At 42.2% G+C, this 14,663-nt stretch carries 11 protein-coding genes and 1 riboswitch; of the genes, 7 read left to right on the top strand and 4 right to left on the bottom strand.

All coding sequences use genetic code 11. The features are described 5' to 3' along the window. Nucleotides 1-245: 245 nt before the first annotated feature. The 5 genes from NSB03_RS18000 to tnaA all read left to right on the top strand — a co-directional run bounded on the left by NSB03_RS18000 (nt 246) and on the right by tnaA (nt 8,327). A complete protein-coding gene (locus NSB03_RS18000; RefSeq protein ID WP_024988481.1) occupies nt 246-1,190 on the top strand; it encodes a DUF5106 domain-containing protein in 945 nt (314 codons plus the stop codon). A gap of 282 nt (nt 1,191-1,472) precedes the next feature. Further along, a riboswitch (cobalamin riboswitch) is annotated at nt 1,473-1,683 on the top strand. Between the two features lie 184 nt (nt 1,684-1,867). Then, on the top strand, nt 1,868-3,910 hold the full coding sequence (locus tag NSB03_RS17995; RefSeq protein WP_024988482.1) for a TonB-dependent receptor plug domain-containing protein: 2,043 nt from the start codon (nt 1,868-1,870) through the stop codon (nt 3,908-3,910). Between the two features lie 9 nt (nt 3,911-3,919). Then, nucleotides 3,920-5,902, top strand: a complete 1,983-nt coding sequence (locus tag NSB03_RS17990; protein ID WP_257466558.1) for a YncE family protein — start codon at nt 3,920-3,922, stop codon at nt 5,900-5,902. Nucleotides 5,903-5,936: 34 nt separating this feature from the next. Beyond that, nucleotides 5,937-6,692, top strand: a complete 756-nt coding sequence (locus NSB03_RS17985; protein ID WP_024988484.1) for a DUF4465 domain-containing protein — start codon at nt 5,937-5,939, stop codon at nt 6,690-6,692. Nucleotides 6,693-6,947: 255 nt separating this feature from the next. Beyond that, complete coding sequence (gene tnaA, locus NSB03_RS17980; protein ID WP_257466557.1) at nt 6,948-8,327, top strand: tryptophanase TnaA; 1,380 nt, start codon at nt 6,948-6,950, stop codon at nt 8,325-8,327. Nucleotides 8,328-8,482: 155 nt separating this feature from the next. Here tnaA and NSB03_RS17975 read toward each other — a convergent pair whose 3' ends face one another. The 4 genes from NSB03_RS17975 to mutY all read right to left on the bottom strand — a co-directional run bounded on the left by NSB03_RS17975 (nt 8,483) and on the right by mutY (nt 12,232). Continuing rightward, nucleotides 8,483-9,115 (bottom strand): 4'-phosphopantetheinyl transferase family protein, encoded by a 633-nt coding sequence (locus NSB03_RS17975; RefSeq protein WP_024988485.1) that lies wholly within the window; start codon nt 9,113-9,115, stop codon nt 8,483-8,485. Between the two features lie 85 nt (nt 9,116-9,200). After that, on the bottom strand, nt 9,201-10,553 hold the full coding sequence (locus tag NSB03_RS17970; protein WP_121767115.1) for a gliding motility-associated protein GldE: 1,353 nt from the start codon (nt 10,551-10,553) through the stop codon (nt 9,201-9,203). A 77-nt stretch (nt 10,554-10,630) separates the two neighbouring features. Next, a complete protein-coding gene (locus tag NSB03_RS17965; RefSeq protein ID WP_024988486.1) occupies nt 10,631-11,095 on the bottom strand; it encodes a single-stranded DNA-binding protein in 465 nt (154 codons plus the stop codon). 87 nt (nt 11,096-11,182) lie between these two features. Beyond that, nucleotides 11,183-12,232, bottom strand: a complete 1,050-nt coding sequence (gene mutY, locus NSB03_RS17960) for an A/G-specific adenine glycosylase (RefSeq protein WP_024988487.1) — start codon at nt 12,230-12,232, stop codon at nt 11,183-11,185. Between the two features lie 215 nt (nt 12,233-12,447). Between mutY and NSB03_RS17955 the strand changes: the two genes are divergently transcribed. Next, nucleotides 12,448-12,723, top strand: coding sequence for an HU family DNA-binding protein (locus NSB03_RS17955; RefSeq protein WP_004300646.1), 276 nt, complete (start codon nt 12,448-12,450; stop codon nt 12,721-12,723). 284 nt (nt 12,724-13,007) lie between these two features. Continuing rightward, nucleotides 13,008-14,582, top strand: coding sequence for an Rne/Rng family ribonuclease (locus NSB03_RS17950; protein WP_136014850.1), 1,575 nt, complete (start codon nt 13,008-13,010; stop codon nt 14,580-14,582). Nucleotides 14,583-14,663 lie beyond the last annotated feature (81 nt).

Genomic DNA, 14,663 nt, shown 5'->3' with positions numbered 1-14,663 from the left:
AAGTTTTCTATTAATAGCCAAGAGCGCAACTGTTAACACCCCTTCCGCCAACTACAGACAGACGCGACAAGAAGAGCTGGGGTAAGTTAAAATATCAGCTATAATATTATGACTGAAGAGAATTTAAACAGGCTCTAAAAGAAGACAAAGAAGAAAAGAGAAAAAAATTCTTTGTATAAGATGAAAAGGCATTATCTTTGTCTTCTATGTAATTTATAAAAGTTCAATTATAATAATAGCCAATTATGAAAACGAATCTAAATATTCTTCCTATTGTATGTCTCCTTTGTCTTTGTGCCTGCAAAAATGGCAACGCTTCCGGCTTAAACAAAACTAAAGTGGCACAGGATACTATCAAAACTTTCACATTACCAACCATCCCGACAATGATGACGGTACCGGAACAACGAGCAGATTTCCTTGTCAAGCACTATTGGGATAACGTAAACTTTGCTGATACCAATTATATCCATCATCCCGAACTGACCGAACAAGCTTGGGCAGACTATTGTGATATACTGAACCATGTGCCGTTGGAAACGGCACAGCAAGCTATGCGGAAAACAATCGAACGGACAAATGTGGATAAGAAAGTATTCACTTACATCACCGACCTGGCAGACAAATATTTATATGACCCTAACTCTCCGATGCGTAATGAAGAGTTTTATATACCTGTATTGGATGCCATGCTGGCTTCTCCCATACTGGAAGAAATAGAAAAGGTACGTCCCAAAGCCCGTCGCGAACTGGCTCAGAAAAACCGTATCGGAACCAAAGCATTAAACTTTAACTACACACTAGCCTCCGGCGCGCAAGGTTCTCTTTATCAACAGAAATCGGACTATACCTTATTATTTATCAATAACCCGGGATGCCATGCCTGCACGGAGACAATAGAAGCATTAAAAAATGCACCCGTCATCAATCAGCTTTTAGCACAACAGAAGTTGACCGTCCTCTCTATCTACCCCGACGAAGAACTGAACGAATGGCGGAAACATCTGAATGAATTCCCCAAAGAATGGATTAACGGATATGACAAGACCTTCGCTATCAAGGAACAACAACTGTATGACTTGAGAGCCATCCCCACCCTCTACCTATTGAACAAGGATAAAACGGTACTTCTGAAGGATGCTCCTGTCCAAGCCATCGAGGAATACCTGCTAATGAAAGGCGAACAATAAACAACTTCCACACCGCACATCCATGCCGTAGCACACGCCCACACACCACGTGCCCACGCCGCATGGTTTCCCGGCCTCGTTTTTTCAGCGTCAAGCGCAGGTGTTTTCTCCGGCGTTAAGAAGGGCAGCCTGTTTGAGCGAAGCGAGTTTCTGCCCTTTAGCCGGAGGAAACACCGGAGTAGCTGAAAAAACGCAGCCTTGATTCTTTCTTTTTTGGTTCTTTTTCTTTCGTATCAAGACGAAAGAAAAAGAACGCCCCCTTTGCAAAAGCCAAATAAACTCCCTATCTTTGCCACGCATTGGTTCGCAGACCTCAAAAACATACGAGGAAAGCGATTAAAAGGGAATCAGGTGTAAATCCTGAACAGTCCCGCTGCTGTAAGTTCTATAAATATGTTGCGAACAACCTACTTTTAGCCACTGGAAAGAAACTTCCGGGAAGGCGTCCGCAACAGGAACAAGTCAGAAGACCTGCCATGCACCCAATTTCACTGCTTTCGAGGAAAAAGCGTTGAATCTAATGAACCGGACAATCCGTCTATCATTTCATTCATCACTCTGATTCAGAGAAAGTGTGTTTTAATTAATAAACTCTGCCAAGTTTATTTATGCGTGTCCGGTCGAAGGGATTTCGCCCGGACACTTTAAAAAATGAAAAATAGACCCGTAGAACAAGGATGAGACATATAAGGTTATACAAGAGTATCTGTGCAGTAATCTGCTGCCAACTTTTATTCCCGACACTTTTCGCACAACAGCAAAAAGTGGATACGACGCATACCTACTCCATCCCCGAAATTACTGTTTCCGATATTTATCAAACACGAGAGGTGCGTTCTACCGCTCCGCTACAAATACTATCTAAAGATGCCCTGAAGAACCTGCATGCCCTGCAAGTTTCTGACGCCGTGAAGCATTTTGCCGGAGTAACCGTGAAAGATTACGGTGGCATCGGTGGACTGAAAACCGTATCCATACGCAGCCTGGGCGCACAACACACAGCCGTAGGTTATGACGGAATCACCGTAACCGACTGCCAGACGGGGCAGATTGACATCGGTCGTTTCTCGCTCGATAACGTAGACCAATTATCATTAAGCAACGGTCAAAGCGATAATATCTTCCAGCCGGCACGTTTCTTCGCTTCGGCAGGAATACTGAATATACAGACACTTACTCCCCGCTTCAAAAAAGGGAAACGTACGAATATCAGCGCCGCCTTCAAGACCGGTTCGTGGGGGCTTGCCAACCCATCGGTTCTGTTAGAACAACAACTCAATTCTAAATGGACAGTCACAGCCAATGGCGAATGGATGTCTTCGGACGGACAATATCCATATACCCTACACTACGGAAATACAGCAGACGACCTGACGTCACGGGAGAAAAGAAAAAATACCGATGTGCAGACTTTTCGTGCCGAAGCCGGACTTTACGGCAACTTCTCCGACAAAGAGCAATGGCGGTTGAAAGCTTATTACTTCCAATCTTCTCGGGGACTGCCGAAAGCTACTACACTTTATAACGACTACTCTGCGCAGCATCTTTGGGACAAGAATACATTCGTACAAAGCCAATACAAGAAAGAGTTCAGCCGGCAATGGGTATTCCAAACTTCCGCCAAGTGGAACTGGAGTTATCAACGCTATCTGGATCCCGACACCAAAAATTCTTTAGGGAAAACGGAGAACAGTTATTATCAGCAGGAATATTATCTTTCAGCATCGGTATTATACAGATTGCTGAGTAATCTTTCATTCTCTCTTTCTACAGATGGAAGTATCAATACCATGGATACTAATCTTGCTAATTTTGCGCAACCCACCCGCTACTCATGGCTGACAGCTTTTGCCGGAAAGTACGTGAATGACCGGCTGACAATCTCAGCATCTGCCCTGGCAACCATCATCAACGAAGATGTGAAGGAAGGTGGCAGTGCAGGCAATCACCGCAAACTAACCCCATATGTAAGCGCCGCATTCAAGCCATTCCGTAACGAAGAGTTCCGTATCCGTTTCTTTTATAAAGACATTTTCCGTCTGCCTAGCTTCAATGACTTATACTATCAGGAAGTGGGAAACACCAAACTAAAGCCTGAGAATGCGAAGCAATATAATATCGGTCTGACATACAGCAAGAATGTATGCTCATTCCTTCCTTATCTTTCTGCAACCGTTGATGCATACTATAACAAAGTAACGGATAAAATCATTGCTTATCCTACCAAGAACCTTGCTATATGGAGTATGAGAAACTTGGGAAGTGTAGATATTAAAGGTATCGACGTCACAGGAAACTTGTCTCTTCAACCTTGGGAGAAAATACGCATCAACCTGTCCGGTAATTATACATATCAACGGGCGTTGGATGTCACTGACCCTGATTCGAATAAGGATAAGTCGACTTATAAACATCAGATAGCCTATACTCCCCGTGTTTCAGCCTCAGGACAAGCAGGCATCGAAACTCCATGGATAAATATGTCTTATTCATTCCTTTATTCGGGAAAACGCTATACAGTGGGACAGAACATCGCAGCAAACCGACTGGATAGTTACAGTGACCACAGTATCTCGGCGAGCCGCGACTTCCGGATAAGAAAAGTTACAAGTTCGCTCAGTGTAGAAGTACTGAACCTGATGGATAAGAATTATGAGATAGTACGATACTTTCCGATGCCGGGACGTTCGGTAAGAGCAACGCTAAAAATAATATACTAAAAGCAGGATATGGATTTGAAAAAGAAATTAACATATATATTTTGGTTCTGTCTGCCGCTGCTATTATTATTCACAGCTTGTGATGATATGGAAGACAAGCCTTTTACCTCGGACATTGCAGGTGACCCGACTGAAACAGATACAGCCGAGCTCTATGCATTATGTGAAGGACTATTCAATCAGAATAACAGTTCATTGATGCGCTTCTCTTTCGGAAACCAGAGAATGGTGCGCAACTATTTTAATACAATCAACCATCGGGGATTGGGAGATACAGCAAATGATTTAGCTATTTATGGCGGTAAGATATATGTCATTGTCAATGTTTCCAGTACAGTAGAAGTAGTAGATTTCCGTACAGGAAACTCTTTGAAGCAAATTCAAATACAAGCTGAAAACGGAAGTTCACGAGAGCCGCGATACATTGCTTTCCATAAAGAAAAAGCCTATGTATGTTCATACGATGGAACAGTGACACGAATTGATACAACTTCCCTCGCTATAGATGGCGTCGCATCAGTAGGACGTAATCCCGACGGAATTTGTGTACAAAACGGAAAGTTATATATTTCCAATTCCGGTGGCTTGGATCATGCATCCGGTTCAGGCGTAGACAATACTGTATCTGTCGTCGATATTGCTACATTCAAAGAGATTAATAAAATTACAGTAGGACCGAATCCGGGCAAGATTGTAGCCGGTGCGAATGGAACAACCGTTTATGTAGCAACCCGCGGAGAAGATGTAGAAGCAGGAAATTACAACTTTGCCAAAATAGACTGTCAAACAAATGAAGTAACTCACTACAATGAGAAAGTACAAAACTTTGCCATTGACGGAGAAATAGCCTATCTATACAATTACAATTATAGTACGCAAACATCTTCTATCAAGACATTCAATCTGAAAACAGGAAAAACCGTTCGTGAGAATTTCATTACGGATGGAACAAGCATTGATACTCCTTACGGTATCAATGTGAATCCTTATAGTGGCAACGTGTATATCACAAATGCTTATGATTACACCATATACGGAGATTTGCTCTGTTTCAACCAACAAGGACAACTGCAATTCCGTCTGAATAATATCGGACTGAATCCGAACACGATTGTATTTAGCGACAAAGCTTCACAAAGCGACATTGATGATAATACCGAAGAAACTGAAAATTCATTGGCTTTCGCCAATAAAGTATGGGAGTACAAACCGGCTCCCGGACAGTTTATCAATACGAGTACGTCGGCTTACAAAGATGGATATACTTATGAAGACGTATTAAAAGAAGCTACCCGAAGGATACAACAGAAATCAATTATATCATTGGGCGGATTCGGCGGAACAATAACAGTAGGATTTCCTCAACCAATTCCTAATATCGAAGGGGAATATGATTTCAAGATATGGGGAAATGCCACTTACAACAAGAATACTGGAACGGGAGCACTCGGTGGAAGCGCTGAACCTGGAATAGTATTAGTCTCGAAAGATATAAACAATAATGGGATACCTGATGATGAATGGTATGAGTTGGCAGGTAGTGAGTACGGAAAAGATACAGAAATACGTAATTACGAAATCACCTATTATCGTCCCAAACCGGCCAATGGCGATGTGCGTTGGACAGACAACCAAGGAAAAGAAGGATTGATTAAGCGTAATACATTCCATCAACAGGACTCTTATTATCCTAACTGGATAGAAGAAGACGAAATAACTTTCCATGGGACACGTCTAAAAGACAATGCCGTAGAAGAGGGTAATGTTTGGGTAGGCTATTGTTATCCTTGGGGATATGCAGATAATCATCCCAACAAAACCGAATACTGTCAATTTAAAATAGACTGGGCAGTAGACCCAAACGGACAACCTGTGTTATTAGACAAAATAGACTTCGTAAAAATCTATACTGCCGTCAATCAGGACATAGGCTGGACAGGAGAAATATCTACTGAATTCGTCACAGTAGAAAACTTACATTACAAAAAATAATCAAACTATTAATAATTAAAATTAGAGCAAAAACATGAAAAAGTTATCTTTATTCTTATTAGTATCTGTGTTCGCTTTTTGCGGATGTAGTGATGATAACGATGAAACAAAAGGTGGTGACAAAAAAGAAGTTGTCATTAGTTTCGAGAACCAGCTTGCAGAAACTGAAAGTGAATTTACTACCGATCAAGGAACCAAAGTCAATCCTTCCGATCCATATTCCAAGTACTCAATCACAGATCCCAAAGGACTTGTCACTTTTGACCACTTCTATGCTGATTGGGGAAGTGGATACAGCTTTGCTGGATTTACTTATATGAATAAAACTAATCATCCCTACAATGCACAGCCACAATGCGGGAAAGCCAAAACAGGAAAAGTTTATTTAAGTACATACAGTGATGCTGAATTTGGCAGTACGTTAGCAATTATGACTATTAATGACCCTAACTATAGTATAAAAGGAGCTTGGATTACTAATAGTGCTGGTGCTTACATCGGCATGACTGAAGGCGACAATACCGCAAGACCTTTTATTAAAGGAGACAAATATACAGTAACCGCAACTGGTTACAATGAAAATGACGAAGAGATTGGTAGTGTTCAGATCTTATTAGCTGACTATAAGAGTAATGCGGACAAACCTGTTAGTGACTGGATTTGGTTCGATTTATCAGCTTTACATAAAGCTGTTAAAATAAAATTTGTCCCCACTTCTACTGATATGGATCAATATATGAATACAAGCAAATACTTCTGTCTTGATGATATTACTCTAATAGAAAAATAAAACATTTTTCTGTCGAACTATCAATTTCATATTTATTCCTTATCTAAATAAAAGAGCTAAACTTTCGAAGTAAGAAGTTTAGCTCTTTTATCATTTCTGACACCTTCTCTTTGCCTAAAGCTTCTACTCTTTCTTTATACATTTCCCTGCGAATACATTTTCCGCCCACTCTTTTCTAACAAAAAGCAATCATTTTCTTGGTATTTAAAGCAGTTTTAGCTATATTCGTCGAATTAAACACTTAAATATACTACAATGGAATTACCTTTTGCTGAATCATGGAAAATAAAGATGGTAGAACCCATCCGTAAAAGTACTCGTGAAGAACGCGAGCAGTGGATTAAAGAAGCACATTACAACGTCTTCCAACTCAAATCAGAACAAGTTTATATAGACCTCATAACCGACTCAGGAACAGGAGCCATGAGCGACCGCCAATGGGCGGGAATGATGCTCGGTGATGAAAGTTATGCCGGTGCGACATCATTCTTCAAACTGAAAGAGATGATTACGAAACTGACCGGATTTGAGTATATCATTCCGACACATCAGGGACGTGCCGCAGAAAATGTACTTTTCTCCTATCTGGTACACGAAGGAGACATCGTACCCGGAAATTCACACTTCGACACCACCAAAGGACATATCGAAGGACGTCGTGCCACCGCATTAGACTGCACCATTGATGCCGCCAAAGAGACACAACTTGAACTCCCCTTCAAAGGAAATGTAGACCCTGACAAACTACAAAAAGCTCTGACTCAATACACCGAACGCATCCCTTTTATCATCGTAACCATTACTAACAACACAGCCGGCGGACAGCCTGTATCTATGCAGAACTTACGCGAAGTACGAGCCATTGCCGATAAATACGGCAAACCGGTACTTTTCGATTCCGCCCGCTTTGCTGAAAATGCTTACTTCATCAAAATGCGTGAAGAAGGTTATCGGGATAAATCTATTAAGGAAATTACACGAGAGATGTTTGCCCTTGCCGACGGCATGACAATGAGCGCCAAAAAAGACGGAATCGTCAATATGGGCGGATTCATAGCCACACGGCGTGAAGACTGGTATGAAGGCGCAAAAGGTTTCTGCGTACAATACGAAGGATATCTCACTTACGGTGGAATGAACGGACGGGACATGAACGCACTCGCCATCGGACTGGATGAAAATACCGAATTCGATAATCTAGAAACACGTATCAAGCAAGTGGAATACCTGGCAAAGAAACTGGATGAATACGGAATCCCCTATCAGCGTCCTGCCGGCGGTCATGCCATTTTCATCGATGCGCCCAAAGTGCTGACACACGTACCCAAGGAAGAATTTCCGGCACAGACACTGACTGTTGAGCTCTATCTGGAAGCCGGTATCCGTGGATGCGAAATCGGCTATATTCTTGCCGACCGTGACCCGGTTACTCATGAAAACCGATTCAACGGACTCGATTTACTGCGTCTTGCCATCCCCCGCAGAGTGTACACTGACAATCATATGAACGTAATAGCCGCCGCCCTCAAAAATGTATATGAACGAAGAGAAAGCATTACCCGCGGAGTACGTATCGCTTGGGAGGCTCCTTTGATGCGACATTTCACAGTCCAGCTAGAAAGGCTATCCGTATAAACAGGAAATGCCCGTCAGGCACGTCAAGCTACCAAGTGAACAAGAAAGAGAAGTAGCCAAATAAAACGGTGAATAATAGAGGAGATTCTCCACTTATTATTCACCGTTTCCTATTTATATCAGATTTAACCTTATGCTATATTCAAATTCCATATTCAATTCAGCGTCCACGTCAACACAAAGTCCGAATGAATACGATAACCGACAGTATAAAGCTTTTGCAACCCCGTCACCAACTCTTGAACTTGAAACGTACCCTCTTCCTGAGGAACAAAATGCGTCAAACGGAGTTTACGAAGATCAGCGTCGGCATCTTCCATACGTTTAAAAACCGCTTCCTTTGCAGACCAATGCAATAACAGGCTCCAAGTTATATCTCCCTGATAAGCTTCCGTCTGTTCGTCAGAACGGACATAGCGGTCTGATACCCGATGGACACGTTGACCGTATTGTTCAATATCAATGCCGACAGCAGTCCGGGAGCTAAGAATCACAGCTACATATCCTTTTGTATGAGAAATGCTGATAAAGAAAGAATGGTCGGACAGATAAGGTTTGTTTTCAGAAGAGTAAGCAATATCCTTGTCTTCCTGAAGCATTGAATACAGCAAGACACGGACAGATGTCCATTCCAATTTCCGCCGTTCGGAGACAAAGCGGTTCAATTCCTGTTCGCAAGAGATTCTTCGCGCTTCGGGCAGAAGAGCCAGTAATGTATCCAAAGATTCTTCCATCTTCCATACAGCCCACTGTATATCATTCGTCTTATGTTGCAGAAATAACGCCATTTTACATTTGCTTGATTTAGCTTTCGGATTTTATTTAAGTGATTATGCTTTCTCGAATCTGCTTTCTTAATTATTCTTTCAAAGATTAATCTTTCTCTTCCGCACCTTCCGTATCCTTAGGCAGAATTGTAAACTTGACTTTCAGAATACGGCGGCTATCCATCTCCAATACCTCAAACTCGTAATTGTGATAAGTCACTTTCTCGTGCAATGCAGGGAACTCACCTTTAATCTCAAGCAACATACCTGCTAAGGTATCGGCATCCCCCACCACTTTCTCAAACTCATCCTCATCTACTTTCGCAATCTTATAGAAATCAGTCAACTGCGTTTTCGCTTCAAATATCCAGGTATGGTCATTCAGCACGACATATGTACGTTCTTCATCGTCATACTCGTCATGAATCTCCCCTACAATTTCCTCGATAATATCTTCCATCGTCACCAGCCCGGAAGTTCCGCCAAATTCATCTACGACAATAGCAATATGAATCTTATTCGCTTGGAAATCACGCAGCAAATCATCAATCATCTTCGTCTCCGGCACAAAATACGCAGGACGAATCAACGACTGCCAACGGAAATTATCCCCCTTGCTCACATGAGGCAGAAGGTCTTTGATATACAGCACTCCCTTAATATTATCCCGCGAACCGGCAAAGATAGGAATACGCGAATAAGCATTCTCAATGATACATTGCATCACTTCCCTGAAAGGCGTTCGGATATCCAAATCCACCATATCCAGGCGTGATGTCATTACTTCCTTCACAGTCTCCCCACCAAAACGGATAATTCCTTCCAGAATATTATTCTCTTCGGTAAGTTCCGCTTTATCCGTAAGCTCCAATGCGTGTGACAGTTCGTCAACTGAAATATTATGGCTTTTCTTGGCAAAATGCTTGTTCAGAAAAGTAGTGGAACGTACAAGGACAGTAGCTACCGGATAAAATACCTTTTCCAGATAATAAATTCCCGGTGCGGAAAAGCGGCAGAAAGCCAGCGTCTTCTGCGCAGAATAAATCTTCGGCATAATTTCACCGAACAGGAGCAACAGAAAAGTAAGTATTACAGTCAGTATCAAGAACTCTGCCAACGGAGAATGAAAAACAAAGACATTCATAAAAAAGAAGTTGCAGAGCATGATAATGGTCACGTTCACAAAATTGTTAGTAATCAATATCGTTGCCAAGAGACGTTCGGTGTCATCAAGAAGGGCACTTATTTTATCATCGGAAGGATGATTGCGTTCGTCAATATCATTCCGGTCTGAAGGAGAAAGCGAGAAAAAAGCGATTTCAGAAGCCGAAGCAAAACCGGAAGCAAGCAGGAGCACACCTGCCAGTACTATGGCTATAACAGCAGAGATAGAAGGAGTGTTTACGGTAATACCGTTGAAAATGTCAGCCAATTGGCTTAAATAACCATCTGAGTCCAAAGAGTATATATTTTAGTTTAACAAAAGATAATGTGCCAATCTGCTCGCGAAAACCTATCGGCACACTATCACATTATTTAGAACGGCAAGTCGTCTGCCGGATTATTTTGTACAAGTTGCGCCTGCTGCATTTGTTGGGATTGCTGCGGTTGTTGTGGCTGACCGACGCCGGGTTGTTGCGCAGAAGCAGAAGTCCCCGGATTAGCTCCTTTTGGAGACAGCATTTCCATATAATCTACATAAATCTCGGTAACATAACGCGTAGCACCTGCCTGGTCGGTGTAAGAACGAGTCCTAATCTTTCCTTCCAAATACAGTTTTTCCCCTTTGTGTACATACTTATCTACAATTTCCGCCCAACGGTTAGACGCAACGATATTATGCCACTCTGTTCTGTCAGGAATCTGGGTTCCATTAGCCAACGTGTAGCCACGTTCTGTCGTAGCTAACGAGAAAGTTGCCACAGCCGAGCCTGTATCGAAATATTTCACCCGCGGATCTTGCCCCACATTCCCAATCAATATCACTTTATTTACTGACATATATGTATCAAGTTTATTATTCTTAGTTTCAAATGCGCCGCCAAAATTAAACAGAATAACAATAGGATGCAAGAATTGTTGTAACTTTTATTTTGATTCGATATGCTTCTCTATAAAAGCGTGCACTAATCTGGAAACAGCATATTGCCCCAATTCTTCCGCCTTTATTTTCTGAAACTTACTGAAAGAAGCCGTTTCTTCGGGTAATACCACTTCATAGAAGTTAGCATAAATCACCCGGTGAGACAACACATGCTTCACCTCTCTGCAAACCGAACGAATCACCGGCTGTTCTCCCGACGCAAAGAATGCCCGGAACTCAGGTAAAGCCAAAAACTCTTCTTCCGACAAAGCCGTTGGAGTTTCTACCAAAGGCAACTCAAACAGATTCTTCCAAATATCATCCGCTACCCGCTTATTAATAAAGGTATGCGCGCCCGCACGTACATAAATATAATTAAAATAACGGTTTGTCGTTTTCGTCTTATGCTGCTTCACCGGCAGTTTGCCGACCAGCCCCCTCGAAAAAGCCGAACAACTGTCTGACAACGGACAAAACAAACAATTAGGCGACTGCGGAGTACACTGAATCGCTCCGAAATCCATAATTCCCTGATTATAAAGAGCCGGCCGCTTCCTGTCCAGCATCTCGTCCGCCAAAGCTGCAAAGAGTTTCTTCCCCTCTGTCGAATCAATCGGCGTGTCAATACCGAAATAACGTGAAAGCACACGATATACATTCCCATCCACTACCGCATAAGGCATGCCATAAGCAAACGAACAGACAGCCGCAGCCGTGTACTCCCCCACTCCTTTCAAAGCCAGCACTTCCGGATACGTTTTCGGGAAAACCCCATTCATACTTTTTGCAGCAGCATGAAGATTCCGGGCACGTGAATAATACCCCAATCCCTGCCAGTATTTCATCACCTCATCCTCTTCTGCGTCCGCTAATGTCCGCACATCAGGAAAACGCTTGACGAAACGAAGAAAATAATCATATCCCTGCACCACACGTGTCTGCTGAAGGATAATTTCCGAAATCCATATCAGATACGGATCAGAAGATTCCCGCCACGGCAATTCACGTTTATTCTCCTCATACCACTTTATAATCGTTTCAGTAAACTCATTCATAAGACCATCCTTAACGTATCATCTAACATTTATCTTACATATGCTATTATTCAAAAGCCATACAAAAGTAACTCTTTTGACTCTAAGAAAATTCAACGCCACCATTTTTTTAGAAAAAATGTGCATAATATATTTTTTTAGGAGCTTAAAAAGCTATATATTTGCAGTCCAAAAAATTAGCAACAACATAGTAATAATATTTTTTTTAAGGAAAAATGACTAAAGCAGATATTGTAAACGAGATTACAAAGAAAACTGGAATTGACAAGCAGACAGTTCTTACAACAGTTGAAGCATTCATGGACGCTGTTAAAGATTCATTGTCTAACGATGAGAACGTGTACTTACGCGGATTCGGTAGTTTCGTAGTGAAGAAAAGAGCACAGAAAACTGCTCGTAATATTTCTAAGAACACTACTATCATCATCCCTGAGCACAACATTCCGGCTTTCAAACCGGCTAAGACATTTACAATTTCAGTAAAGAAATAATAAACAAGAGTATTAACCCATAAAATGTGAAGCTATGCCAAGCGGAAAAAAGAAAAAAAGACATAAAATGTCTACGCACAAGCGTAAAAAAAGATTAAGAAAGAACAGACATAAAAGCAAAAAATAATTTTTAAGTCTGGATCACACAGAAATAAAGAACAAACTTGCGAAGCCCTATGTCTTTCAAGTTTGTTCTTTGTTTAAGTAGCTAACCCCAAACGAACAATTTGTCAAAAAAGTTGTTCATATAAATGAGATTCAATCAATAATAAGGAAACAAAACAGTGACAAGTGAACTAGTAGTTGACGTACAGCCCAAAGAAGTCTCCATCGCCCTTCTCGAAGACAAAAGCCTGGTGGAACTTCAGAGCGAAGGAAGAAACATTTCCTTTTCTGTGGGCAATATGTATTTGGGACGTATCAAGAAATTGATGCCCGGACTGAATGCATGCTTTGTAGACGTCGGTTACGAGAAAGACGCTTTCCTTCATTATCTTGACTTGGGTCCTCAATTTAACTCACTCGAAAAGTTTGTAAAGCAGACTTTAAGCGACAAAAAGAAGCTGACCACCATCAGCAAGGCAACCCTGCTTCCCGATCTTGACAAGGATGGAACAGTAGCCAATACCCTCAAGGTGGGACAAGAAGTAGTGGTGCAAATCGTTAAGGAACCTATCTCCACTAAGGGACCGCGACTGACGTCCGAAATTTCGTTTGCCGGACGCTATCTCGTACTCATCCCTTTCAACGACAAGGTTTCCGTATCGCAAAAAATTAAATCGAGCGAAGAACGCGCCCGTCTGAAACAACTGCTGATGAGTATCAAGCCGAAAAACTTCGGTGTCATCGTCCGCACAGTAGCCGAAGGCAAACGCGTAGCCGAACTCGACGGAGAGCTTAAAGTCCTGGTTAAGCACTGGGAAGACGCGATGGCAAAAGTACAGAAAGCCACCAAGTATCCGACGTTGATTTATGAAGAAACCAGCCGCGCCGTAGGTTTGTTGCGCGACCTCTTCAACCCTTCTTTTGAGAATATTCACGTCAACGATGAGGCTGTGTACAATGAAATCAAAGACTATGTATCACTGATTGCGCCCGACCGGGCTAATATCGTGAAACTGTACAAAGGCCAGCTTCCCATTTACGACAACTTCGGTATCACCAAACAGATTAAATCATCGTTTGGTAAAACAATCTCTTACAAAAGTGGTGCCTACCTGATTATTGAGCACACTGAGGCGCTTCACGTAGTAGACGTGAACAGCGGTAACCGCACCAAGAATGCCAACGGGCAGGAAGGTAACGCACTCGAAGTAAACCTGGGAGCCGCCGATGAGCTGGCTCGCCAATTGCGATTAAGAGATATGGGTGGTATCATCGTCGTGGACTTCATTGATATGAATGAAGCCGAGAACCGTCAGAAGCTTTACGAACGAATGTGTGCCAATATGCAGAAAGACAGGGCACGGCATAATATTCTGCCACTTAGCAAATTCGGGCTAATGCAGATTACACGCCAACGTGTGCGTCCGGCAATGGACGTCAACACGACCGAAACCTGCCCTACTTGCTTCGGCAAAGGCACTATCAAGTCGTCCATTCTTTTTACGGACACTTTGGAGAGTAAAATTGATTACCTGGTCAATAAACTGAAGGTTAAGAAATTCTCGTTACACGTCCATCCGTATGTCGCCGCTTACATCAACCAGGGACTCGTTTCCCTGAAACGGAAGTGGCAGATGAAATACGGATTCGGTATCAAGATTATTCCAAGTCAAAAACTCGCATTTCTGCAATATGTGTTCTATGATACACATGGAGAGGAAATCGACATGAAGGAAGAAATCGAAATCAGATAGACAGAAAGGAGGTGTGTCGTAATGCACGATACACCTTCTTTTTTATTCATTACTATACAACTCGGTTCATTTTCTTTAAGC

It is taken from the genome of Bacteroides acidifaciens (assembly GCF_024623065.1).
GTDB lineage: Bacteria > Bacteroidota > Bacteroidia > Bacteroidales > Bacteroidaceae > Bacteroides > Bacteroides acidifaciens.
This window is presented reverse-complemented; position numbering and strand designations above follow the sequence as displayed.